At 58.5% G+C, this 20,823-nt stretch carries 24 protein-coding genes and 3 pseudogenes; 4 read left to right on the forward strand and 23 right to left on the reverse strand.

The window, feature by feature from the left end:
* The first annotated feature begins 63 nt into the window (after positions 1 to 63).
* Both BLO97_RS19665 and BLO97_RS19675 read left to right on the forward strand, forming a co-directional pair.
* A complete protein-coding gene (locus BLO97_RS19665; RefSeq protein WP_092347468.1) occupies positions 64 to 933 on the forward strand; it encodes an AraC family transcriptional regulator in 870 nt (289 codons plus the stop codon).
* A gap of 543 nt (positions 934 to 1,476) precedes the next feature.
* A pseudogene (locus tag BLO97_RS19675) lies at positions 1,477 to 1,893 on the forward strand (type II toxin-antitoxin system HicB family antitoxin); the annotation flags it as partial.
* A gap of 455 nt (positions 1,894 to 2,348) precedes the next feature.
* On the opposite strand, the gene BLO97_RS19680 reads toward BLO97_RS19675, so the two are convergent.
* On the reverse strand, positions 2,349 to 2,993 hold the full coding sequence (locus tag BLO97_RS19680) for a hypothetical protein (protein ID WP_092347471.1): 645 nt from the start codon (positions 2,991 to 2,993) through the stop codon (positions 2,349 to 2,351).
* 382 nt (positions 2,994 to 3,375) lie between these two features.
* Here BLO97_RS19680 and BLO97_RS19685 point away from each other — a divergent pair, with 382 nt between their 5' ends.
* Both BLO97_RS19685 and BLO97_RS19690 read left to right on the forward strand, forming a co-directional pair.
* Positions 3,376 to 3,756 carry a hypothetical protein gene (locus BLO97_RS19685; RefSeq protein WP_092347474.1) on the forward strand — a complete coding sequence of 127 codons (381 nt, stop codon included), beginning with the start codon at positions 3,376 to 3,378 and terminating at the stop codon, positions 3,754 to 3,756.
* Between the two features lie 18 nt (positions 3,757 to 3,774).
* Entirely contained in the window at positions 3,775 to 4,467 is a 693-nt protein-coding gene (locus BLO97_RS19690; RefSeq protein ID WP_092347477.1) for an SOS response-associated peptidase family protein, read from the forward strand.
* Here BLO97_RS19690 and BLO97_RS19695 read toward each other — a convergent pair.
* The 22 genes and pseudogenes from BLO97_RS19695 to BLO97_RS19800 all read right to left on the reverse strand — a co-directional run bounded on the left by BLO97_RS19695 (position 4,445) and on the right by BLO97_RS19800 (position 20,811).
* On the reverse strand, positions 4,445 to 4,960 hold the full coding sequence (locus BLO97_RS19695) for a lysis system i-spanin subunit Rz (protein WP_092347480.1): 516 nt from the start codon (positions 4,958 to 4,960) through the stop codon (positions 4,445 to 4,447). The genes BLO97_RS19690 and BLO97_RS19695 overlap by 23 nt on opposite strands.
* The gene (locus BLO97_RS19700; protein ID WP_092347483.1) at positions 4,957 to 5,382 is read right to left on the reverse strand and encodes a structural protein; all 426 of its coding nucleotides are present in this window, start codon (positions 5,380 to 5,382) and stop codon (positions 4,957 to 4,959) included. The genes BLO97_RS19695 and BLO97_RS19700 overlap by 4 nt, the downstream gene beginning before the upstream one ends.
* 58 nt (positions 5,383 to 5,440) lie before the next feature.
* Positions 5,441 to 5,770, reverse strand: a complete 330-nt coding sequence (locus tag BLO97_RS19705) for a phage tail protein (protein WP_092347678.1) — start codon at positions 5,768 to 5,770, stop codon at positions 5,441 to 5,443.
* Between the two features lie 32 nt (positions 5,771 to 5,802).
* Positions 5,803 to 6,138, reverse strand: a complete 336-nt coding sequence (locus BLO97_RS19710; protein WP_092347486.1) for a hypothetical protein — start codon at positions 6,136 to 6,138, stop codon at positions 5,803 to 5,805.
* Positions 6,138 to 7,007 (reverse strand): phage tail protein, encoded by an 870-nt coding sequence (locus BLO97_RS31995; protein ID WP_256572112.1) that lies wholly within the window; start codon positions 7,005 to 7,007, stop codon positions 6,138 to 6,140. Before BLO97_RS31995 ends, BLO97_RS19710 begins: the two co-directional genes overlap by 1 nt.
* Positions 7,008 to 7,020: 13 nt before the next feature.
* Positions 7,021 to 7,701: a hypothetical protein gene (locus BLO97_RS19720; protein WP_092347489.1), complete on the reverse strand. Its 681-nt coding sequence runs from the start codon at positions 7,699 to 7,701 to the stop codon at positions 7,021 to 7,023.
* A 325-nt stretch (positions 7,702 to 8,026) separates the two neighbouring features.
* Entirely contained in the window at positions 8,027 to 11,629 is a 3,603-nt protein-coding gene (locus tag BLO97_RS19730; RefSeq protein ID WP_092347495.1) for a TipJ family phage tail tip protein, read from the reverse strand.
* Between the two features lie 55 nt (positions 11,630 to 11,684).
* Positions 11,685 to 12,272 (reverse strand): tail assembly protein, encoded by a 588-nt coding sequence (locus BLO97_RS19735; RefSeq protein ID WP_092347498.1) that lies wholly within the window; start codon positions 12,270 to 12,272, stop codon positions 11,685 to 11,687.
* On the reverse strand, positions 12,269 to 13,051 hold the full coding sequence (locus tag BLO97_RS19740; RefSeq protein WP_092347501.1) for a C40 family peptidase: 783 nt from the start codon (positions 13,049 to 13,051) through the stop codon (positions 12,269 to 12,271). The genes BLO97_RS19735 and BLO97_RS19740 overlap by 4 nt, the downstream gene beginning before the upstream one ends.
* A gap of 2 nt (positions 13,052 to 13,053) precedes the next feature.
* Entirely contained in the window at positions 13,054 to 13,755 is a 702-nt protein-coding gene (locus tag BLO97_RS19745; RefSeq protein ID WP_092347504.1) for a phage minor tail protein L, read from the reverse strand.
* A 54-nt stretch (positions 13,756 to 13,809) separates the two neighbouring features.
* Entirely contained in the window at positions 13,810 to 14,154 is a 345-nt protein-coding gene (locus tag BLO97_RS19750) for a phage tail protein (RefSeq protein ID WP_092256640.1), read from the reverse strand.
* A complete protein-coding gene (locus tag BLO97_RS19755; protein WP_092347507.1) occupies positions 14,154 to 16,727 on the reverse strand; it encodes a phage tail tape measure protein in 2,574 nt (857 codons plus the stop codon). Before BLO97_RS19755 ends, BLO97_RS19750 begins: the two co-directional genes overlap by 1 nt.
* 48 nt (positions 16,728 to 16,775) lie before the next feature.
* On the reverse strand, positions 16,776 to 17,582 hold the full coding sequence (locus BLO97_RS19760; RefSeq protein WP_092177125.1) for a DUF6694 family lipoprotein: 807 nt from the start codon (positions 17,580 to 17,582) through the stop codon (positions 16,776 to 16,778).
* A 55-nt stretch (positions 17,583 to 17,637) separates the two neighbouring features.
* Positions 17,638 to 17,796 carry a hypothetical protein gene (locus BLO97_RS19765; protein WP_256572113.1) on the reverse strand — a complete coding sequence of 53 codons (159 nt, stop codon included), beginning with the start codon at positions 17,794 to 17,796 and terminating at the stop codon, positions 17,638 to 17,640.
* Between the two features lie 50 nt (positions 17,797 to 17,846).
* Complete coding sequence (locus BLO97_RS19770; protein ID WP_092177120.1) at positions 17,847 to 18,272, reverse strand: phage tail assembly chaperone family protein, TAC; 426 nt, start codon at positions 18,270 to 18,272, stop codon at positions 17,847 to 17,849.
* A gap of 9 nt (positions 18,273 to 18,281) precedes the next feature.
* A pseudogene (locus tag BLO97_RS32380) lies at positions 18,282 to 18,434 on the reverse strand (phage tail tube protein); the annotation flags it as partial.
* A gap of 231 nt (positions 18,435 to 18,665) precedes the next feature.
* A pseudogene (locus BLO97_RS32005) lies at positions 18,666 to 19,010 on the reverse strand (phage tail tube protein); the annotation flags it as partial.
* A 63-nt stretch (positions 19,011 to 19,073) separates the two neighbouring features.
* Positions 19,074 to 19,442: a tail completion protein gp17 gene (locus BLO97_RS19780; RefSeq protein WP_092347516.1), complete on the reverse strand. Its 369-nt coding sequence runs from the start codon at positions 19,440 to 19,442 to the stop codon at positions 19,074 to 19,076.
* Positions 19,439 to 19,969, reverse strand: coding sequence for an HK97-gp10 family putative phage morphogenesis protein (locus BLO97_RS19785; protein WP_092347681.1), 531 nt, complete (start codon positions 19,967 to 19,969; stop codon positions 19,439 to 19,441). The genes BLO97_RS19780 and BLO97_RS19785 overlap by 4 nt, the downstream gene beginning before the upstream one ends.
* The gene (locus BLO97_RS19790; RefSeq protein WP_092347519.1) at positions 19,962 to 20,294 is read right to left on the reverse strand and encodes a phage head closure protein; all 333 of its coding nucleotides are present in this window, start codon (positions 20,292 to 20,294) and stop codon (positions 19,962 to 19,964) included. The genes BLO97_RS19785 and BLO97_RS19790 overlap by 8 nt, the downstream gene beginning before the upstream one ends.
* Entirely contained in the window at positions 20,291 to 20,629 is a 339-nt protein-coding gene (locus tag BLO97_RS19795; protein ID WP_092347522.1) for a head-tail connector protein, read from the reverse strand. Before BLO97_RS19795 ends, BLO97_RS19790 begins: the two co-directional genes overlap by 4 nt.
* Positions 20,626 to 20,811 carry a hypothetical protein gene (locus BLO97_RS19800; protein ID WP_092347525.1) on the reverse strand — a complete coding sequence of 62 codons (186 nt, stop codon included), beginning with the start codon at positions 20,809 to 20,811 and terminating at the stop codon, positions 20,626 to 20,628. Before BLO97_RS19800 ends, BLO97_RS19795 begins: the two co-directional genes overlap by 4 nt.
* Between the last annotated feature and the right edge of the window lie 12 nt (positions 20,812 to 20,823).

The raw sequence follows: 20,823 nt of genomic DNA on the forward strand, positions 1-20,823 counted from the left end.
AGGCGCGTTCACGGCGCTATAGTCGACTCTATTGCCGACCGTACTTCCAGGAGCCTTTTCCAAGTGTCTGACATGTCGACCAACTTCGCTTACGCAAAACGCTTCAACGCCGTCCTCGCCTACATTAATGAGAATCTCGAAGGTGATCTGTCGGTGAATACGTTGAGCCATGTGGCGAACTTTTCGGCATTTCACTTCCATCGACAATTCACCGCGTTCGTAGGCGTGCCTGTTTCACGTTATGTGCAACTGATGCGATTACGACGCGCGGCGCATCGCCTAGCCGCGGTTGCTGATCACTCGGTACTGGAGGCCGCACTCGGTGCCGGCTTTGAAAGTCCGGAGGCATTTTGCAGGGCGTTCAGGCGGGCGTTCGGTATGACGCCGAGTGCGTTCAGGAAAGAGCCGAACTGGCAGGTCTGGAATGCGGTGTTCTCAATCCCTCATTTTTCCAGGACTATCATCATGCAAATACGAATCGTGCAATTCCCTGAAGTCAGGGTCGCAGCATTTGAACACTGCGGGCCCGCCGGGCTCGTCAATGAGAGCGTGCGTAAGTTCATCGAGTGGCGTAAGCAGAGCGGACAGTCGCCGGTGGCGTCGAGTCGCAGCTTTGGCATTCCCTATGGCAACCCCGACACGACACCTGCGCAAGCATTCCGCTTCGCAATCTGCGGCGAGATTCACGAGGCCGTGGCGCCGAATGAGTTCGGCGTGCGCGAAATCGTCATTCCCGGCGGTCGCTGTGTCGTGGTGCGACATGAGGGGTCACCGGATCACATCGGCGAAACGATCTATCCGATTTACCGCGATTGGCTTCCTGGCAGTGGAGAGGAACTTCGTGACCAGCCGCTGTTCTTCCATTACTTGAGCATCTATCCCGAGACACCGCAGGATCACTGGCAAACTGATGTGTATGTTCCGCTGCAATAGCGGAGCAAGCAGTTTTCGACCCTGAACTGACGTCGATGAATGTCCGTTCAGGGTTGTGGATTCAACCGGTCGACGCAACACAGCTGAGAGGCACCCGCTTACATCCATCAACTGCAAACAGCTGGTCTGCGCGATGCTCGTTTTGCTCGTCAGTTCATCCAGGTAGCTGTGCCTGTGCCGAGATCAGTAGGGTCCATCGTCCTTTCAGAATAAAAGTGGCCTGCATGGCCCGGGCACTGCTCGAACCAAACAACACACAAGTGTTGTATTAACACAGAAATGTTGTAGAGTGGACTCATCCAAGCAACCAAGCAAAGTGATGAAGCTCAGCGAGCTCAGACGATGGTTGAAGACCCAAAGGATGGCCTTCGAAGCAGGCAAAGGAAGCCACTTCAAAGTCCTCCCACGGCAACAAGGCTACCTCGCGGATCACAGTTCCAAGGAAAAGCCGGAACCGACCGGTAAGGCGATCATTAAACAACTGGGCTCTGAAGAGCCCTTTCACCACGCCTGAGCACTGGACTTCACCTCCAAGGAGTGACGATGTACGACTATCCAATCCGATTCGAACAGGACGTTAGCGCCCCAGGCGTTGCCGTGTTCTGCCGCGACCTGCCAGAGCTGAACAGCTACGGCGATGATCGGAAGCACGCTATCCGCGAAGCCTTGGACGGGATTGAATCCACCCTCTCCATCTACGTCGATGAGCGCCGCTCGATTCCGCCGGCGTCCGCCCCGCTGGAAGGCGAACACGTTGTTCATCTACCTGCGGTGACCGTGGCGAAGATCGCGCTTTGGAACACCATGATGGAGCGAGATATGCGAAAGGCCGACTTGTGCCGACTGCTCGGTGTGCATCAGGCCCAAGGCGATCGCTTGGTCGACTTTCTTCACACCTCCAAAATGGATCAGGTCGAGCGCGCCCTGGATGCACTTGAACTCTACGTTGATGTCAAGGTAATGAGCCAGAACCCAACCAAATTGTTGATTCGCCAAATTCAAGAGCCGACGGCCACCCGTTACCTCGTGCATCTTGCAAATAAAGGCTTGGATGAATTGAGCCTGCCAATTGGACTGGCACAGGAGTACGCCGCCGTTCCACCAAAGCTCGCAACCGTAGTTCTAGACGATGACGACGATAAGTTCTGGTGGCTCAGTGAAAGTTCTGAACGCCTCAGCAACTTTGGCTGGGACGCTTTTAGCCTTGCGAGACTGAAACATGAAGACCTGGGCCCTACTCATGACGAGGATTTGAAGCAACAAAAAACCCAGCGTGGCTGAAAACGAAAAGGCCCCGATTACTGTAGAGGCGCCTATGCCTCTCGTTATCCGCCGCAACGCAAAAGCCCCGATCCAAGTCGGGGCTTTTTCGTTTCTGCCAGACGCAAAACCCGCTCAATGGCGGGCTGTGCCTATCAGTTTTTGCAGACCACCTGCGGAGGCGCAGCAGGCGTCAGCTTTTGGGGGATCACAATCGAAGTGCCAGGCAAAGTGGTAACTTCAAGAACCGCCAACATGCAAATAAGCGCTGGCTCGCCATCTTTGCTTGGTCTGCCATCCACCCCTACCACTGCTTCGTAGTCTTTCCCGGGTTCCAGCTTGTAAACGAGCGCCTGGCCACCACAGGTCCGGTAAGAGCTGCCGCTGCCCGCAATGGTCGCGCCCCGGGTTGCAATTTGGAATGGCAGATCCGTCCTGACGCGATACTCGGTCACGACCTCTTTGTAAGCCCCTTCCCCCATCCGAATTGCAGGGACGTACTGGATAAGACTGGGCCAAACTCTTTTCGGTATGCCAATGCTCGCCGACTTCAGGGGATACTGCGGGTAGTTGATGCTCGCCGTACCGTCCTGCCCGAAACGTCCGGCCTCTGCCATCTTATGCCGGGTAGCAGGAGCACAACTGCCGACGATGCTATCTCCATACACATCGGAGTTCGTGATAACGCGAACACGCGCCACGCCCTCTGATTGAGCAGGCTCTTCGTATGGAACTGAAGGTATTCCAGAGCAACCAGCAAGTGCTAAAGCAAGAAAAGTTATGGAAGTGACAACCCGCATGACCATGTCCTTATGTGTACGCCAACAAAAAAGGGCCCACCTTTCGGTGGGCCCTTCTAGACCGCCCAGCAGAGCGGATTTTGTTTGGTAGGCGCGATTGGACTCGAACCAACGACCCCCACCATGTCAAGGTGACCGAGACGCAACTGTAACCTTTTGATTTTAAAAATAAAACATACGATTTAAGACCTTATCAAATTCGTCAAATCAGCCTATAAGAATCAACAACTTAGCGTTGGATATTCCTACAGTACCTCGCCCCCCCCCTCCGGCGTCCTGCCGACCGCTCACAACCCAAACTCCTACAGCTCGTCGCCTCGCCCTCGCCCGAATTGTCGCGCCTCAATTACTGTACATCCAAACAGTAATTGAGGCGTTACCCGTGGGCCCGTTAGAAATCGAAGACACCAGCGACTGGCTGGGCTGTCCCACTCCGCTGGAGATGTACAAGCACTCCTGCCACATGCTGGAGAACGAGGTGCAGGAGTTGACCAGCCAGCTACGCAAGGCTCGCCAGGACATCTTCGGGCTTGTGGAGATGTATGCGACCGAGGCCAAGGAGTGCGCCAGGCTTCGGGCTGAACTTGATAAGGCAAAATGGGCGTGGAATTCCGAACACCTTCGATATGTCGAACTGATGAACAGGTCTAATGGTGAGCGCGTGGCGAACAGCACGCTTATCGCCGAGCTGCATCGCCGGCTCAAGGTTTATGAAGGGGATAGGCTTCCCGATGACATAATCCCGAGCCCCCACCCAAGGTGACAGAAAGGGTCAGGCAGCATGTGCGGAAGGGTCTCGCAATACACAGGCATCCACGACTTCGTGGCGGCGCTGAGCATGCCCAATGCCCTGGTCAACTCTGCCGGTGACCTACCCCTGGAGAAGTACAACGGCGCGCCATCGAGTCAGCTCGCCCTGTTTCACCAGGAAGGCGATGTGCTGCATGCCGACATGGTTCGCTGGGGCTGGCGACCAGCCTGGGCCAAAGACCGGGCAGCGCCAATCAATGCCCGGGTCGAGAAAGTCGCCCACGGCCCCTTCTACCGGTTGATCTGGCCGAACCGCGCCGTCACGCCGATAAACAACTGGTTCGAGTGGGTCGATGAGGGTGGGCCGAAGAAACAGCCCTACCTGATCCGCCGGCGGGACCAGGCCCCGGTCCTCTGCGCAGCCATCGGCCAATTCCCCGTCGGTGGTCGTCAGCCAAGCGAGCATGACGGATTCGTCATCATCACCGCCGACAGCCAGGGCGGCATGATCGACATCCACGACCGCCGCCCCGTGGTGCTGAATGCCGAACTTGCCCGGGAATGGCTGGACCCGGACACGCCCAAGGAGCGGGCCGAACAAATGGTCCTGCAGCAGGGCGAGCCGGCCGAGGTCTTCGAGTGGTTCAAGGTGGACAAGGCCGTCGGCAACGTGCGCAACCAGGGCCCCGATCTGATCCGCCCTATTGCTGACTCAATCCCCTGACATACGCCTGGCATGCCCGCAACGCAATCAGCCCCCGGTCGCCGGTGTCGGTGATGGCGACAATTCTTTGAGCATGCGCTGGGTCAAGTTGGGCTCGACGGGCTCCATGAACCACGCCGACGGCGCCGGCGGTGGCAGGCACTGCATTGCAACTGGCTGGATCCTCGAGGAGGACTGACAGCCGCAAATCAGCAGTGGCAATGCGATCGCGCAGGCGGTCTTGAGTGGTTTGAGCATCGCTCAGTTCCTTGTAGTGGGTTTGTTCGCTGGCCGAAAGCCGCTGTTCCAGGCTCAGGCGCTTGTCCTGCTCGACTCGGGCCTGAGTGACTGCGGCACTGCTGATTGCTGACAGGTCGGCCTGGTGCAAGCCGGCCTGCTCTGCCAACTTCTTGCCCATTCGCCATTCCTGCACCTGCCAGGTCGCTCCCGCGGCGCCGGCCATCAGCGTCAGGACCAGCAACAACAACCCGACCATCCTCTGCACCGGGGTCATGCCAGCGCCCGCCGCACGCCTTCAGCCAGCACCGCGTCAGGGTAGGCATACCCTGCGTTCTCATGATGGATGATCGCTTTGACGAAACCAGCCATGACCGCCGGCTGACTGAGGTCCACCTCGGCGCCCGGCCTGGTGCCGGTGTTCGCCTCGACGGCGCGCACGTAGGCGGTCGTGTCGTTCTCCGCCGCCGGCGCCCAGCGGCTGATGATCGCCTTCACCGTCTTGAGACCATGCTTGCGCTGGTAGGTCAGCAACACCTTGCCCAGGGCGCGGATACCGTTCTCCGGCGTATCGAACCGGGCAAAGCGCTTCTCGATCGCAGGGTCTGGCTTGAGCTGGCCCTGCCACTGGTTGGCCGGGTTGTAATCGATGTTGCCGGGGTTGCGGTTGCGCACCCCTCGGGTTTCGGTGGAAGGCATGGTTTTCTCCAGGCAAAAAAAATCCCGCTCAATAGCGGGTTGCGTTGTTCAGCGTTGATCAGGTTGCTGGGGCGGTAACCAGCATTGGCGCGGCGATGATCTCGGGGATAGGCGGCTCTACCGGCCACACTGGAGCCTGGTACCAAGTTGGCTGAACCGTGACCTTGCCGAGGGCGAACTTGTAGGTCTTCCAGGACTTCAGGATCAGCAGCAGTGCGGCCTGCTCTGCCTCGTCTTCCTCGGCTGCCTCGCCGATGTCGATGCCGAAACCGATCGTGTCAATTCGATCTTGGATGCGGGCGATCTGGCTCACGGCGGTGGCATTGCGGGTGGACAGCGCCGATTTCGCGGCAGTCAGTTGAGCGGCAGCGGCAGCCTCGTCCTTCATGGCCTTGGTGATCAGTTGGGACCAGTCAATGTTCACTGGGCGTCCTCCTGCATTGGTGCTGATACTTGCATCGGCAAGGGTCCCGGCAATGCCACCGGGCCATTTGGTACGTTTTCCAGCGGAGCCGGGAATGCCTGCTCTTGGCTGTAGTTCCATGGATTTGGGAAAAGAAGAGTGAGTACCAGCTCACCTTCGATGCGATCCACCGGGCCGGCAAACCAAATGGACGCAATAGCTTCGCGAGGCAATGTGTCGCCATCGCCTATCGGAGAGAGATCGAAGTCTTCTCCATTGATAGTAAGGACATCCCCGGACTTGATAACCTCAAGCACATCGTCCCGCCGTTGCGGGCTCAACAATATTCTCATCAGTACCACCTGCCTACGAAGTTGAAGTACAAGATGTAGTTCTGGGTGACGCTAAAATTGGTTCGGAACTGCGCGTCCGCAACCGAAGCCATGCCCGACTGGAGTTTGTTCGTGTTGTAGACGTTAGTACTGGAGGGCGACCTCACAGAAACGCTAGGCACTCCCGTGTTTAAGGCGGCGCACGGGTAGGGGAGCGTCCACGTCGTGATCAGGTCCACGTTAGCCGTGTGAGAGAGGGCAGTGACAGCGGCCAGCCAACAATGCAGTGTGCCGTCCGCGTACCTAACATACTCTCCGTTCACGTTCGAGCCGCGCTCAATGATTGCGCCTGTAGGAACCCCACCCGATTGGGATACGGTGCCGACGATATCGGCGACAGAAGCAGACTTCAAACCAAGTCCAGTTCGCGCGGTCGCCAAGGTTGTCCCGCCTGTCCCACCTCTTGCAACCGGAACAACGTTATCCGTTGATACCGCCCCAAGCCCGAGCCCCGCACGCGCTTCTGCCTGCGTTGTGCCTCCGGTGCCCCCCTTGCTTACCGGCAGCACGTCATAGTTACCGGTGGTTTTGAGCGCGGCAAGCTGGGCGCCGTAAGTGTTGACGATGGCACGCAAAGCATCAGCCGAATCCTTGACGTAGCCCTGCATGGGAGCCAATGCGTAGCTGCCGCCAGACGCGGTTGCGCCAATGTATGGAGGGTCGATGGAGATCGCAGTGTTGCTCGCCACGTTGGTGACTTCGTACCAGCGACCATCGGGGCCGCGGAACGCATCGCCAACCCGTGAGTTCACGATGAACGCTGTGCCAGTGCCTGTTACGGCATTGGAATTCAGGACGACAGAAACCGTCCCAGTTTTATACCAGGGCATAAGAAGTTGTCCTTTAGAGTTTGGCGAATACTGCGGGCAGGAAGAAGGCTATTGGATTATAACCTGGAGGGCCAATTACTATCGCATAAAGATTACCCCCCGAAAAATCCCACCAGCAATACAGTTGTCTATCGTAGGGCTCATATGCGAGCATCGGCATGCTGAAAGTATTTATCAGCATATATTCACCAACCGGAAAATTGAATGCAACCCGATAATAGTTCCGCGACTGCCCTTGATCAGTGGAATCGTTTTTAACGTAAGTCCAATTCTGGAATGCTCTGGTAAACCTGGCATAAGGTGTTCCGCTATCGAACAACAACTTCGAACTACCATCCCATAATCGCATTCCGTAAGAAGCCAGGGCAGTTGCAGAAAATCCACAGGCAAAATAAGAGCCGTTCGGCTGTAGTGTGAGTGCGTTGTATGCCCTGACATAGAATCCCGTCCAAGCGCCCGGCGATCCAATCACCCGCATCAAACACAACCCTGCGATACCAGTGCTTCCCGCGGGACGTACAAAAACAAGCGGCGGCTCTTGGCTAGTAATTGTACGTGGAAATGATGTGACCGATCCAAGTCCAGACTCTTGAGTTGGATGATAAGTCCCTTTCGCCAATACAACGAGTCTTGTGAATTCGGAATCTACGGTCACAACATTGCTGTCATTGGTAAACTCTAATCCATATGACATTATGAGAACCTTATTACAATTAGACGCATAGTTGAACTAGTTGTGCTGCTATACTGTTCATAGGGTGAACCCCTTATATAGCTATAGACCCTAACTGCGCCTGAGATAACCTCAGTTTCAAGTTGTCTGTCTACAGCATCGTTCCATGCCCCGATTGGGACGACGAACGCCGCCCCGTTCGTCGTGGTTAAACCGGGTACTGAGATTGTCTGGTAAGTCTTGGCGTTACTTCCAGTGACTACACCGCTATAAACAACCCGCATCGTGAACGACGAAGGATCGAGAATTACGTTTCCATTCTCGTCTCGGATTTCCAACCCATAAGTCATGCTGAGAGATCTCCAAGTTGCACCCGCTTGACGCCGTTCTCGTCGTAGACCTTGATTGCACGGTTGGTCATGGTCAGGCGACCACCACCCGGGGCCGGTCCGTTGAACTCCAGATTCCCGGCCTTATCCAGGCGCCAGCCCTGCGAGCCGGCAACATAGTTGTCTGATTGCAGGTACTGGCCGATCTTCAGCATCGTGATGCTGCCGTCCTGGATGAAGGCCGAGTTCATGAACACCTGGCCGCCCTGAACCGCGAACGGAACCGAGATGGCGCCGCCGGCGATGGTGTTGACGATGGCGAATCGGTCAGCACTGACCAAGAACTGGCTTTGTAGGCCGGCAGCGGTGTTCTCGATGCCAAGGCCAATGCCTGCGGCAACGTACTTGCCGTCGGCGGTCAGCTGCATCTTCACCGACCACATGGTGTTCAGCTTGCCGCTGGTATCCGCGTAGGCCGTGGCCGTCTGCTGAATGGCTGCGGTATTCGAGCCGACCGTTGCAGTCAGCTGGTCGATCTTCGTCGAGGTCGCCGAGTCGTTCGTGGCCACCACCTGCTCGAGCGTGGTGAGGTTCGCCGCGTTCTGACCAATCTGGGCATCAAAGGTTGTCAGCCTGGTGGCTGTCGCCTCATTCTCGGAAGCCCGAACGCTGGTTTCCTGAGCGATTGCCGCAGTGCTGGTCCACCCCTTGAGGGCATCGGCCAGCTCACCTTCCCCATTGTCATCGCGGTACGACGCCCGCAACGCCTCAAAGGCTGTGGCCTGGGCCGTGACAACACCGTCGATCTCGGTGATATCAGCGGTATTGGTCGCTACCTGCTGAGCCAGGCCGTTGGCCGTCTCTACCGACTGGCCTACATCCAGCCAGTAGGTGGTGTTCGGCGGTGCCGTGTTGATCGGTACCGGTCCTAGAGCCTGGTACAAGCGCTGTCCCTGGCGAACGATGTCGTTTTTGACATAGGTCTTGGCGGGGTCGTAGAGCAGGATGTCGTCGAGCGCATCGATCTGGGCCTGGAGGCCTGGAATCTTGTCGATTTCACCCCTCAGCTCTTCGCTGAGTTCGGTTTCTCCAATCTGCCCGGCGATCAGGTCGAGGATTGGCCCAGCCTCCGAACTGGCCTGGCCCAGCACACCATTGCCGACTGGGTACCACGGCCCAATGTTCCCGGTGCGGTCCACCAGGCGCGCCCAGAAGAAGAACGACGCACCAGCCAACAGGCTTTGCAAGCTGTAGTCGCTCTGAGGGTAAGCCAGGTCGGCCAGCTTGGTGGCGTTCTCCAGGGCGTTGGCTGGGCCGTACCAGATCTCTGTCCGCTGGGTATCCTCGGCGCCAGCGGGGAATCCCCACTTGAGGCCGATGCCGAACAGCAGCGACGTTGCCGTCAGGAACGAAACCGCCGGCGGCAGCCCGGTCTTCCCTTCCAGGTCGGTCAGTGCCGAGGTGGTCGGGATGGAGGAAACGTTCATGGCGCTGACGGCTCGCACCCGAGCCATATATTGCCCGGAGTAGATGCCGCGAACGTCCACCAGCAGCTCGCCAGTCCGCGGCACCTTGATCCACTCCCTGGCGCCCCAACGCCATTCGACGTCATAACCTACAGCACCTGGTGCCGCATCCCAGGCGATAGTCATGGCCGTGACAGCGATGCCCTGCTCGATGACCACGTGCTGGCTGATCAGCACCCGGGCCGGCGCGTCCTGCGTGCCGACTGGAATACCCGTGATAGGCCGAGGGTCAACCACGGCGCCGTTGTCGATGAAGTCGAATTTGCTCGGCTCGTGCTGGATAACCTCCAGTTGATACTGGTGCCACTCCGGCCGCGTGACGTTGCGAACGTAGAACTGCATGACCTTCAGATCGTCGAAGTCGATCACCCAGCCGCACTCAGGCTCGGGCACTTCGCTATAGTTCGCCGCCACGGTTACGGCCCGGCCAGCCACCGAGCTGATGACTCGGGCCTCAGACTTGCCGCTGGGCAGGTTGAGGTATAGGCGCGCGCCGGTCGGGATGGTCACGTCACGGTCGAGCGTCACGACCTTGCCGGCGACAGACGAGACACGCCCACCATTCGCCCGGCCGGCAAGCATCGGATCGCCCACGGCAATGATCTGTCCGGGCTTTGGGATTCCACCGTCCAGGCCGACCCGGAACGTAGCACCCCGGGTTTGCAACTGCTCGGTCATCAGTGCCCACTGGCCGGCACGTTGAGCCTGGCCCAGGGAGGTGCAGCCGAACGCCTCGACGCTCAGCTCACGCACGGAGCCAAGCTCGCTCAGCGCCTCGTTGTCGAAAACCGGCTCCTTGTCGGTCTCGTAACCCTGGTCCGGGTTGTCCCAGGCCACCATCGCGGCCGTATGGCGGTCGCGCCAGCGGGTGCCGTCGTACTTGATGGCGCCATTGTTGAGGATCTGCGATGGGCTGTAGCTGAATGCTGGGTCGCCAGGCATGTCTGCGTTGACGACGATCTGGCTGCCGTCCCAGTAGGCCATGCCGTGGAAGATCGACGCCAGGTCCTGCAGCACTGCGTAGGCCTCGGCCTGCTTCTGGAAATACAGGTTGCAGGTGAACCGCGGCTCCTGGCCGCCTTTCCCATCCGGGACCATCTGGTCGCAGTACTGCGCGATTCGATACAGGGACCAACGGTCCACCATGGTCGCGTCGATGCGCTCGCCCAGGCCGTAGTACGGGTGCAGCACCAAGTCATAGAAAACCCAGGCGGGATTATTGGTGTACGCCTCCTTGAAGGTGCCGTCCCAGATCCCGCCGCTGGTACCGGCGCCAGCAGTGGCATAGGTCCGGGTTTCCGGGTTGTAGTTGGTTGGGACACGCACGATGCGTCCGCGCATCAACACGGCAATCTTGGCGATATCGCCGCCGAACTGCTGGGCGTCGTACTCGACGCAGCCTACCGACGTCAGCGGGTACTCCTGGTCGCTGTCGACTAGCTCGGCCACTGCTTCGACGAACATGCTGTCCTGTACCAGCGAACTGTTGGCCTCGGGCGTCAGGCGTCGGGCGCGGATCGTCCACTGGTTGCCATCAGGTAACTCGATTCGGTGAGAACGTTCATACTTCGTGACGTTCTTGCGGTCGACAAACGACGTCAGCACCGTGAAGTAGGGACCGTTGTCGGTCGAGACATCCACGGCGTACTCAATCCGGACGCCGTTGATGTTGCCGCTCGCGTCCTGGCGCTGCAGCGTGGGCCAACTGAAGCGCAAGCGGGCCGCATCGATCATTGAGTTGTTGATGCTGTGCAGCCATGGAGTGTTGGTGCGCAGCTCCTGGCCAACGGCAATTTCGTTGCTCGACTCAGTGACGCCCGTCAGGCGCTCTTGGTTCAGCTCGCCGGAACGGAACTGCCATTTCACGCCTGGATAGTTGATAGTGCCGTCCTGGGCCTGAATAGGGGTTCCGTCGAGACGCACGGAGCGCAGCCCATCAACTGGACCCGCGATGGGGCCCCAACTCCAGATGTAGACCAACCTGGCCGTGGCCAGGGATGGAACGCTATTGGAAGCGATGCTAGGTTGCTTCGGTTTCGATTGGCCGCCCTTTGCCCCCCTGACAGCCCTGGCCTTCTTCGCAACTGCGCTCATGCGCTCCTCCAAAAATGCAAAAACCCGCCGAAGCGGGTTGGGTGTTTCCGAAAAATCAGATGTTGTCCTGGGTGTAGATCCCCCCGGATTCGACGGCGCCGCCGATCTCCCGCTCCCCATAAAGCAGGGGGTATGGGTTGCCCTGGGCGATGGTCGTCACGGCAGAACCGAAGCCATAACTTGGGTTGTTGCCGTCTTCGTTCTTGTCCGCCGTGTTGGCTTTCGTGGTGGGTGACAGCATCTGCACCACGCCGCCCATCACGACGCCAGCGCCGGCGACGAGCAAGCCCATGCCAAGGCCGGTGGTCGTGCCGCCGGTGAAGAGGCCGGCCACGATCAGCGCCACTCCCAGAATCGTCTGGAAGATGCCCGCCGACTTGCTGCCCTGGATGATGGGCATGATGCGGATGACCTCGGCACCGGCGCCTTTGAGGTCCAGCTCCTGCTCGCCAATGTTGCGTTCATCGATAAACACCGCGAACACCAGGCCCCGTTCCTCGGAGGTGCGCAGGAATTTCTCGAAGCCAGGCTTCATCACACACAGCGCGTTCATCGCATCCCGGAACCCGTGCAGGTCCAGCCGGTACTGACGGCCGAAGCGCTTACCCAGCACGCCGCCCAGCTTGATCGTTGTCATTGTCATGGCCGGTAATCCTTGTGGCGCAAGATCAATTTCACCCGGTTCGCCATCGACCAGCCGTAGACCTCCCGGGCAGCCAGGCGCCCGGGCATGTGGTGGTAGATGAACGGACCAGATCCGCCCAAGGCTGGGGCCGCTTCGCTGGTTATCGAAGGGTCATCGCCCAGGTAGATGGCAGCGTGGTTCGGATGGAAGCACGGCCGGCCAGGGGTCGGCACCTGAAGCACCAGCATGTCGCCGCGCTGCGCCGTCTCTACCTGGTAGAAACCGGTGGCCTTGAAGTTGTCCTCATACAGGCTTGGGCCGGTCTCATCCTCCCACCACAGATCCTGGCGTTCGAAGTTCGGCAGCTGCAGGCCGGCCTCGCGGGCGTACCAATCGCGGCAAGCGCCCCAGCAGTCCAGCAGGCCGTGGGAGAAGTCCCGGCCAAGCAGCGGCGCCTGGAAGCCCGTCGGCTTGAACCATGCGAACTCACCGCCCGGCCAACAAACGATGCCCCAGGGCAACTCATGCAGTTCACAGCTCACCCGATCGGCCATGCTCGGCGTGGGCGCCTTGTCCGGGTGACTGTGGATGATCGCCAGCACTTCGCCCAGGTCCTCGGCCGCGGCCTGGTCCCGCTCATCGATCTGGAAGTTCTCCCGCTCCGACTTTGCCCGGTTGGCACACGGCACGTACTGGCGGCCGGCATCGGACTTGATCAGCAAGCCGCACGCTTCGCCCGGGTAGGCACGCTCCGCATGGGCGCGGATCTCGTCCTGCAATTTTTGATTGATGCGCATGGTTACCTCGAACTTGCGATAAGGCTGGCGCCCATGGAGCCGCCAAACCGCCGCGTATTCGCCCGGAGCTTGCAGCTGCTCCACCACCCGCCGCACTGGTCCAGGGCCGGGTTATCGGTGGGCTCATTCTTCTTGGTGAACATCGCTGTGCCGGTGTAGGTACAAGCCTCGCCCCGATACCCACCGCGGCACGCCCACCTGCAGAGCTTGGTGATCTGCTGGGACGGCAGCATCTGCCCCTCCATGTCGGTGGGGCTGGACATCGAGAACGTCACCGAGTCGAAGCTTTCTTCAGTCTTCTGCTCGATGTACCAGAGGTTTCGCCTACTCTGGTTGCTGGCGGTGGGGTTTCCATCCGGGAAGTTCGCCGCATCCAGGTAGTGCCGGAAGGTTTCAATGACGGTGCACTTTGCCCCGGCCAGGTCGCGGAACTGCAAGCACAGCGCAGTGATCGCCCCGCGCACGCCGCCGAGTTCGTTGGCGATTTGCAGCGTTGGGGATGCCGGCCGGCCATCGCCGCGGATGTCGAAACCCTTCGCCGTGATCTGGATCGGGGAATACAGCTGCCCCTGCCAGATGATGTCGCCCTCCTGGGCATGGCCGTGGAACCGCCATAGGTTCGCACCCAGGCGCGTGGCGTCGAGCTCGAATAACCGGATCTGGTTGCCCGGCTCGAGCTTTTGGATATCGCTGTTGTAATTCATGGGGCTCCAGAAACAACAAAGCCCGCACTTGGCGGGGTCGGTGGTCGAGGTGGATCAGGGCCTGTAGACCTGTTTGAAGGTGGCAGACAACGTGAAAATTCCAGCGCCGCCAGCAGTCAGCTTGTAGCCGTTGGCGCTGTATCTGCCCTGGGCTCCGCCGGGCGGCGTCCAGAGAAACGATTTGTAGCCTTCGTGCCTATCAAGGAAATCACGGATCCCCAAAAGGTCATCGCCTGCGACCAAACGGCCTACGGCACTGATATCCCAGGATTGCGACTTCGTGTTGATTCCGATCCCACCGGCCTGGACGTATCCGTCGCCGAACTCGTTCTCCCAGGTTCGCTGCGCTATGTCGCCGGCGGCACCGACCCGGGTGCAGTAAGTGAAGGTTTCAACCATCACACACGCCTCCAGAGAACGCCGCCTTGCAACGTCTCACCTTGAATGATGCGGATGACCTCGGCGGTGAAAGCCTGGCCCATTGATTCGCCTTGCTGCTGGGCTTCCTGATCGCTCATTCCCTTCTGAGCCTGGACGGTGATCGGGGCGTTGATGCTGATCGCCGCAGCGCCCGAACTGGCTCCAGCGGATCCGGAATTGATTCGCTCAAGGGTGCGATCAAGCTTGGCGCTGGTTTCTGCCGTGGTTACCCGCTCCCCCTTCTCCAAAAGCCAGGTGCCAGTTTCTGGGACCGCGTCGATGCCATCGTGGGCCATGCCGGCAAGCGCGGCGCTTGATACTGCCGCGACCATGGGAATGGTTGCCGTCTGGGCCGCCAGGGCAGCCCCTGGTGCCAGTGCTGGACCAACAATCGGAATGGCCGCAGTGGATGCATAAGCGGCAAGCGCGGCCTGTGCGGATGTAGCCTGAGCGTTGGCTACCATGGCAAGTCCCGCTGCGCTTTGCGTGGTCTTTCCAACAATCAGTTGGACGGCCTGGTACACCAGCCACTGTGCGGCCATGTCAGAGAGGGCGTTGACCATCGATTTGCCAAAACCGGCAATCATGTCACCCAGAGCGTCACCTGCATCCTCCGCCCCAGTTGCGACATCAGAAAAGAAAGTGCCGAGATTGCTGCTCGCACTGCCCAGGGCTGACGAAGTCAAATCCGCGGCCATCTGTGAATAATCTTCAGCAGCATCCGCGAAGTTGGCCCAGGCCTCATTGACGCCATCCATCCAGTTGGATTGGGCGGCGTCGAGGCTTTCGTAATACTCGTGCTGCAATTCCATGCGCTCTTCCAGCGCGTCCTTGAGCATCCCGGTCTCTGTTGCGTACAGATCCGCCGTAATATCCCCCGCGTTCAGCTGCTTTTGCAGGTCGGCCATCTGCTCGTTGTAGTCCTGCTGAATCGCCAGGTCCTGCTGGAGCCGATCCCGGGCTTTGTCGCCCATCCCTGCCCCGGCCAACTCCATGTCAAACCCTGATTTTGTCGTGGCATTCGTTGCCTTCAGGTTCGCCAGGAATGCAGCCGACTTTGCTTCCTCTTCATTCGCAAGCTTGAGTTTCTGGAGCGCATCTAGCTCCTTGGCCAGCCCCTCCAAGCGCTTTTGCTGATCAGCATTGATGCCGACGAGCTTGCCGGATGCAATCTCGAAGCGAAGTTTATCAATCTCTGTCGCTTTCTTCTGAGCATCTGCCGAGGTGTTGATCAGGGCAATCTGACGCTGAAGATCTGTCTCCGAGCTCTTGAAGGTATCGTTGATTTTCTTCGCCGAAGCCTCAGCCTCTTGAGCAGCCTTCTTCGCCTTTTCGCGAGCAACTGGGTCAATGCCGGTACCGGTGCCAGGGGTTACGCTCTTTGTGGCTGCCGCAACCTCTGCCGCTGCCTTTTTGGCGTCCTGTACATATTGCTTGAATTTGTCACCCGCCAACGGAGCCGTGAGGCTTTCGTCAATACTCGCAGCCGCCTGGGCTGCGATACTGAAATTCATGGCGGCCTCATTACTCAAGCGCTCGCTATCAGCAATGAACTGGTCCGCGGTATCCCCTATAGTGACGGCGGCAAGGCCCGTGGCCAGACTGCTCATAAGCGACGACATTCGGGCGACCGCCGTGGAGTAAAGCCCCACTAGCGTATTACCCAGTATGTCGAATACGCGCACAACACCATCGCCAGCGCTTATTACGAAGGCTGAGGTTTCGACTAATTTGTCACCGAGATCACCGACAACCCCTTTAAGGCCGCCGGCGTCCTTGGCCGACTGATTCATGTCCTTTGAGAACTGCGCCAATACAGGAAGAAACTCAGCTGCCAACATAGTCTTGCCAGCAGTGATGTACTGCCCCATCCCTTGCAATTCGATGCCGAATTGTTTTGCTGCTGCGATGGTGCTCTCATCCATAACCACACCAGCGTTCAGTGCTGCCTGGCCGAGTTCATCAAAAGCCTTACCACCATTGCGCAGAAGAGGCACCAGCGCCGTGGAATCATCCGCTATGGACTCCATGTAGAACGTCATTTCCTGCTGACTGACGTTTGCCTTCTCTAGACTGGTGACGTAGAGGGCCAGAGCGTCCTTGCTGTTCAACTTTTTGAAGCTGTCAGCGGTGACTCCAACCTTCGGTGCGATGTTCTCGAAAAAGTCTTTCAGCTCACCAGCCCCGGTACTGGCGAAGTCCCCGAGCTTATCGTTGGTGTCTTTGAAAATGTCGGAAAGCTTGTCTTGTTCAACGCCGACGCTTTTCGCTGCCGCCGCATACTTCTGGAAATCGGTGGTCCCCAGCCCCGCCAGCGCTGACTGGTTAGATATTTCTTTCGCCACACTCGCCGAGTGCACCACCAAAGCAGTCAAAACTGCGGGGATGCTGCCTATCGCTGTGCCAACGCCTTTTGCCAGGCTGCTAAAAGACTTGCTGATTTCTTCGTTGCGCTTTTTTGCCTCCCGACTTGCCTTGTCCAGCGGCCCGGTGAAAGCACCAATTTTTGCAACCAAGTCCAGCGTTAACGTGCCGAGTGATTTGCTGGACATTCAGTTCTCCACGCATAAAAAAACCCGCCGAAGCGGGTTCTGATTATTTTACTGCCCCTGATATTTTGTCGTCAGGAGATCGAGACGTTTTTGATTTTCTTCGGTGAACAGGCCTGAGCCAAACATAGATTTTTTATCCGCACCATCGAGACGGACGACCTCTACGGTAAATACTGCATCGGCTGGCGCGTTCACCTTTCCCCAATCGCTGAACATATTTGGAGCCAACGTCCATGACTGCTCTTCACCGGGTTCCAAACCGCCACTGATTTCGTAATTGAAGTCTTCCACCAGCCAAGGAATTGAGCGCCCAGGCGAGGCGATGGTGCCCTTGAAGTAGGCACGAGAAACCGCCTCCGACATCCCATTTTTTACGGTGACTTCGATGATCGGCTTCGGGCGTGAAGAATACTTTTCTTCTTGAAGATAAAATCTGGATTTCGATACAGTGAATTTTTGGAGTTCATTTTTTGCCAACTCCGAATCAACCTTCTTCTTTTTCAGCTCTTCGATCTCAATAATCGCTTGCTCTTTTTCCTTTGCCTCCCGCGCAATCCTAATGGCCGCTGCGACTGAAGAAACTTCATCGACCGTCTTTCCATCCAAGCTGGACAGCAGTCCTGTCGTTAGGTCTGACGTCTTCTTTTCTCCCCTCATGATTGCGGGAACATCCATCCCACTAAGGGCTATCAGCTTGAGGTCAGATTCGAACTGACTTTTTTTATCTGCCGGAAGCTTCTGATTGATTTCTTGCACTGACTTTTTCAAAGCGGCTTCCGAGCTTCCGTCAAGTTTTGGCTCCCCACATCCAGCAATGAAGAGAGCCGGAACAGCAACGGCAAGTAGCTTCCACATAGGTAATCCCTCACGTAATAGTGGCGCGAGGATATCAAAACTTCCCAGCGAAGCGTTAAGCCCAGGCCTTCATCGCCTCGGCGAGCGTTAGCACGCGCTCACCTGCATGAGGCATGAAATCCTCCGGCTTGAAACCACCGTCCTTGGTGATCCTGTTCGCGTACATGGATGACAACACTGCCAGGCTTCGCTCGACTCGCAGTCCAACATTCAAAGACCCGCGCTCCTTGCGATACTTCGCCCACCGATTGAACTCGCGAAGGCTCAGTCGCTCCTGCGCTTCCGCGATCGTGCAGCCGAAGGTGATGGCGAGTTCGTGCCAGAGCTCTTCAAGGCCGGTGAGCTCGTCGTCTTTCCCAGGTTGTTCACCTCGAAGATAGCGGCCAGCAGCGCCACCGTCAGGCGGCCGTCCAGCGCCCCTCGCTGGGGATCCGCATCACCGGTGATATCGCCGACGGTGAAAATAGCTGCCCCGTTTTCATCGCACACGCTTGCGGCTATGCGCCCGGCCAAGCTGTCGTGCTTGCCGTTCAAAGCCGTCACATCGCTGATTGCTGCCTGATAGCCAAGCGGGCGGATGAAAACGGTGGCAGAGAGCTCTTCATCGCCCTGCGACCACTTGATTTCCTTCTCCACCGGTCGGCCGGTGAAGGCGCCGACCGACTTGAGACTTTCGAGTGTCAGTTTCATCGAGCCCCCTTAAGCGCTTGTCTTGCGGATCCAGGCCGAACCGCCGGAACGCTGGATGGAAGCTGCCGTGGTCACCACGCTATTCGCCGCAAAATCGAACGGGAAGTCAGAGACGTACCCGTCGAAAACAAACCAGGTTCGAGTGTTTGGCAGGCTGAACCCTCCATCGCCAAGCTCAGCAGTGGCCGCTGCCCCGGTACCGGCGCCGCCGGTAAAGGCAACAGTAGGAACTGAGGTATAACCGGACCCTGGGTTGGTAATCGTGATGCCGGTCACTGCGCCGCCCGAGATGCTGGCCGTGGCCAGAGCACCGGTGCCGCCGCCGCCAGTCAAGGCCACGGTAGGTGCGCTAGTGTACCCAGTACCGCCGGAGGTGATTTCGATGGACGAGACAGTGCCATCGACGCCGACCGTCGGCACGATGTCGACGCCATCAGACCAGCCAACCGCCCAGCTGATGCTCTCGATGCTGTCGTCTTCGGACAACTGATGCAGGCGAACGTGGGATGCGTTGCGCGGATCAGCATTCAGCGTCAACGATGCCTGGCCAGGGGTGCGCAGACCGCGCATATAGGTCCGCACCTTGTTACTCAGGCACGTGGTTTCAATCTGGTCAGCAGGATTGCCGCCGGGGTTGAAAGCGGTAGCGCATTCGATCTCAAGGATTTCGAAGACGGCCGGATTCGCAATGGTGGGCACGAGTGCGTAGATCTGGGTTCCTTGGGAAAGGATCGACATGGCGTTCTCCAAATGTCGGGCATAAAAAAACCCGCACTCGGCGGGCTGGTTTCTGGGGTTTAGTTATCGGCGGACTATCCAGTCCACGCTGAAGCTGTAGCGATATCGGCCTGTTTCGGTGTCGCGGTCTTCACCGTTGTAGCTGGCCACCGAGGCGGATAGCTCCACGGCATACTCCACCGCCTGGCCCGCGGCGCGTGCCTCGGCAGCGGTGGCAGCGTAGACATCAATCTGCAGGGTGTGGCTCTCAACGTCCGGGCGGCCGGCCAGGTAGTTGTCAGGCGAACCGTTGATGATCTGCCAGACGCAATACGTGCCCGCGGGGTTGTCCGGGGCCAGGCCGAACAGATAGAGCCTGGTCGGATTCACGCCGAGCAGCGCGGTCACTGCCGGGTCGGCCGCAGCCACTTGGAAAATTGGTGGATACTTCATGGGCCCGCCTTCTTGGCTGCACGCTTGATCGCTCGGTCCAGGGCCTTATCGAACTCCGACACGAACATGGCTGTGGCCGCCTCGATGTTTTCCGCCAGGGCCTTTCGCATGAACGGCTTCGCGGCCATTCTCGCCGTGCCGAACTCCAGGAACCGCCAGTAAAACGTGTCACCGCCGGGGTTGCTTTGGTCGCCACCAGTTTCAAAAGTGCCACCGGCCCGCCCGCGGCGGGTGTGATAGTTGTTCTTCTGCTTCGCGCCGCCCAGTACCCCGACACGGAAACCGAGATCGCCGCTCTGCTTGAACAGGCGATTGTTCCAGCGCAGCGCGATGTTCTTGGCGATCTCGGTGGAAGTTTCCGGATCGTTCAGGCCTGCGGCGTTTTGCCGAGCCGCATCTGCGACCAACTGAGCGGCCTTCCTCAGCGCCGCCCGGCCGCCCTTGCGCCTGGTGTCGTAGCTGATGGCGTCAAACTTCCCCAGCAGCGACTCAAGGCCGCCAATCTTGAACTCGATCACCTCAGCCATCATTGACCCCTTCGCTGCAGGGCAGCGTCAGATAGTCGAGCCCGCTTTTGGGATCCGCCAAAACCCCTTCAATTTTGTAGATTTTGGTACGATGAAGAATCCTCATAGTCGCATCGACATCGTTTCGATGCCGAATAACAACCCGGGCTGTTATTTTCGACTGAGCCGCGGCAGCAGCAATGAAGTCACGAGCCGACAGTGCTTCAATTGATGCATAGACTTCCGCCACGCGGGCCCAGCTCGGGATCATTTCACCACTCACTGGATCCTGCGTGAACGCCGCACGTTGCAGCTCGACTCGATGACGAAGATCGCCCGCTCTCATGGCGTCTCCTCGGGCTCAGGATCCAGCACGCCTCGCCAGTTCCTTGAAGCCCATAGAAGCGAATCAACGGCCGGATGGAGTTCAGCGGCAGTGGTACCGACCACAACCGCTTCACGATTCGCATACGATTCCCCCAGCAACAGCAAAAGTGCTGATTTGAAAGAAGCAGGGAAGTCCTCCACCAACTTAAGAGCCGGGTTGTCGCAATACCACAGCGCCCAAGCCAGGGCCGACTCAGCGTAGAGCTCGATCAGGTCGTCATCGTCTTCATGGTCGACGCGCAGATGCTTGCGCATCAAAGCGATCGACAGTAGATCGGTGACGGGGATGCTCATTTTTTACCGCCTGTTTTTTTCGGTGGTTCGGCGGCGGACTTCGCCGCCGGCTCGACCTCTTCGGCCAACTCCATGCCTACCAAGGCTTGAGCGATCTCGTCCGATACCGACCTTTCCTCGAACTGATCGAAGTTGCCGGCGTGATAGTGCGAAAACTGGCGCAGCGCGCGAATCTTGATCATTGCGCAATCGGG

It is taken from the genome of Pseudomonas sp. NFACC05-1, from assembly GCF_900100135.1.
Taxonomy (GTDB): Bacteria; Pseudomonadota; Gammaproteobacteria; order Pseudomonadales; family Pseudomonadaceae; genus Aquipseudomonas; species Aquipseudomonas fluorescens_Q.

Bases quoted from the DNA above. Each gene is read 5' to 3' on its own strand.
- BLO97_RS19730 (WP_092347495.1), bottom strand. From the start codon at position 11,629: ATGAGCGCAGTTGCGAAGAAGGCCAGGGCTGTCAGGGGGGCAAAGGGC.
- BLO97_RS19780 (WP_092347516.1), bottom strand. From the start codon at position 19,442: ATGAAGTATCCACCAATTTTCCAAGTGGCTGCGGCCGACCCGGCAGTG.
- BLO97_RS19800 (WP_092347525.1), bottom strand. From the start codon at position 20,811: ATGATCAAGATTCGCGCGCTGCGCCAGTTTTCGCACTATCACGCCGGC.
- BLO97_RS19755 (WP_092347507.1), bottom strand. From the start codon at position 16,727: ATGTCCAGCAAATCACTCGGCACGTTAACGCTGGACTTGGTTGCAAAA.
- BLO97_RS19750 (WP_092256640.1), bottom strand. From the start codon at position 14,154: ATGGTTGAAACCTTCACTTACTGCACCCGGGTCGGTGCCGCCGGCGAC.
- BLO97_RS31995 (WP_256572112.1), bottom strand. From the start codon at position 7,007: ATGCCCTGGTATAAAACTGGGACGGTTTCTGTCGTCCTGAATTCCAAT.
- BLO97_RS19710 (WP_092347486.1), bottom strand. From the start codon at position 6,138: ATGAGAATATTGTTGAGCCCGCAACGGCGGGACGATGTGCTTGAGGTT.
- BLO97_RS19690 (WP_092347477.1), top strand. From the start codon at position 3,775: ATGTGCGGAAGGGTCTCGCAATACACAGGCATCCACGACTTCGTGGCG.
- BLO97_RS19735 (WP_092347498.1), bottom strand. From the start codon at position 12,272: ATGACAATGACAACGATCAAGCTGGGCGGCGTGCTGGGTAAGCGCTTC.
- BLO97_RS19795 (WP_092347522.1), bottom strand. From the start codon at position 20,629: ATGAGCATCCCCGTCACCGATCTACTGTCGATCGCTTTGATGCGCAAG.
- BLO97_RS19770 (WP_092177120.1), bottom strand. From the start codon at position 18,272: ATGAAACTGACACTCGAAAGTCTCAAGTCGGTCGGCGCCTTCACCGGC.
- BLO97_RS19740 (WP_092347501.1), bottom strand. From the start codon at position 13,051: ATGCGCATCAATCAAAAATTGCAGGACGAGATCCGCGCCCATGCGGAG.
- BLO97_RS19785 (WP_092347681.1), bottom strand. From the start codon at position 19,969: ATGGCTGAGGTGATCGAGTTCAAGATTGGCGGCCTTGAGTCGCTGCTG.
- BLO97_RS19745 (WP_092347504.1), bottom strand. From the start codon at position 13,755: ATGAATTACAACAGCGATATCCAAAAGCTCGAGCCGGGCAACCAGATC.
- BLO97_RS19790 (WP_092347519.1), bottom strand. From the start codon at position 20,294: ATGAGAGCGGGCGATCTTCGTCATCGAGTCGAGCTGCAACGTGCGGCG.
- BLO97_RS19720 (WP_092347489.1), bottom strand. From the start codon at position 7,701: ATGTCATATGGATTAGAGTTTACCAATGACAGCAATGTTGTGACCGTA.
- BLO97_RS19760 (WP_092177125.1), bottom strand. From the start codon at position 17,582: ATGTGGAAGCTACTTGCCGTTGCTGTTCCGGCTCTCTTCATTGCTGGA.
- BLO97_RS19700 (WP_092347483.1), bottom strand. From the start codon at position 5,382: ATGCCTTCCACCGAAACCCGAGGGGTGCGCAACCGCAACCCCGGCAAC.
- BLO97_RS19705 (WP_092347678.1), bottom strand. From the start codon at position 5,770: ATGAAGGACGAGGCTGCCGCTGCCGCTCAACTGACTGCCGCGAAATCG.
- BLO97_RS19680 (WP_092347471.1), bottom strand. From the start codon at position 2,993: ATGCGGGTTGTCACTTCCATAACTTTTCTTGCTTTAGCACTTGCTGGT.
- BLO97_RS19695 (WP_092347480.1), bottom strand. From the start codon at position 4,960: ATGACCCCGGTGCAGAGGATGGTCGGGTTGTTGTTGCTGGTCCTGACG.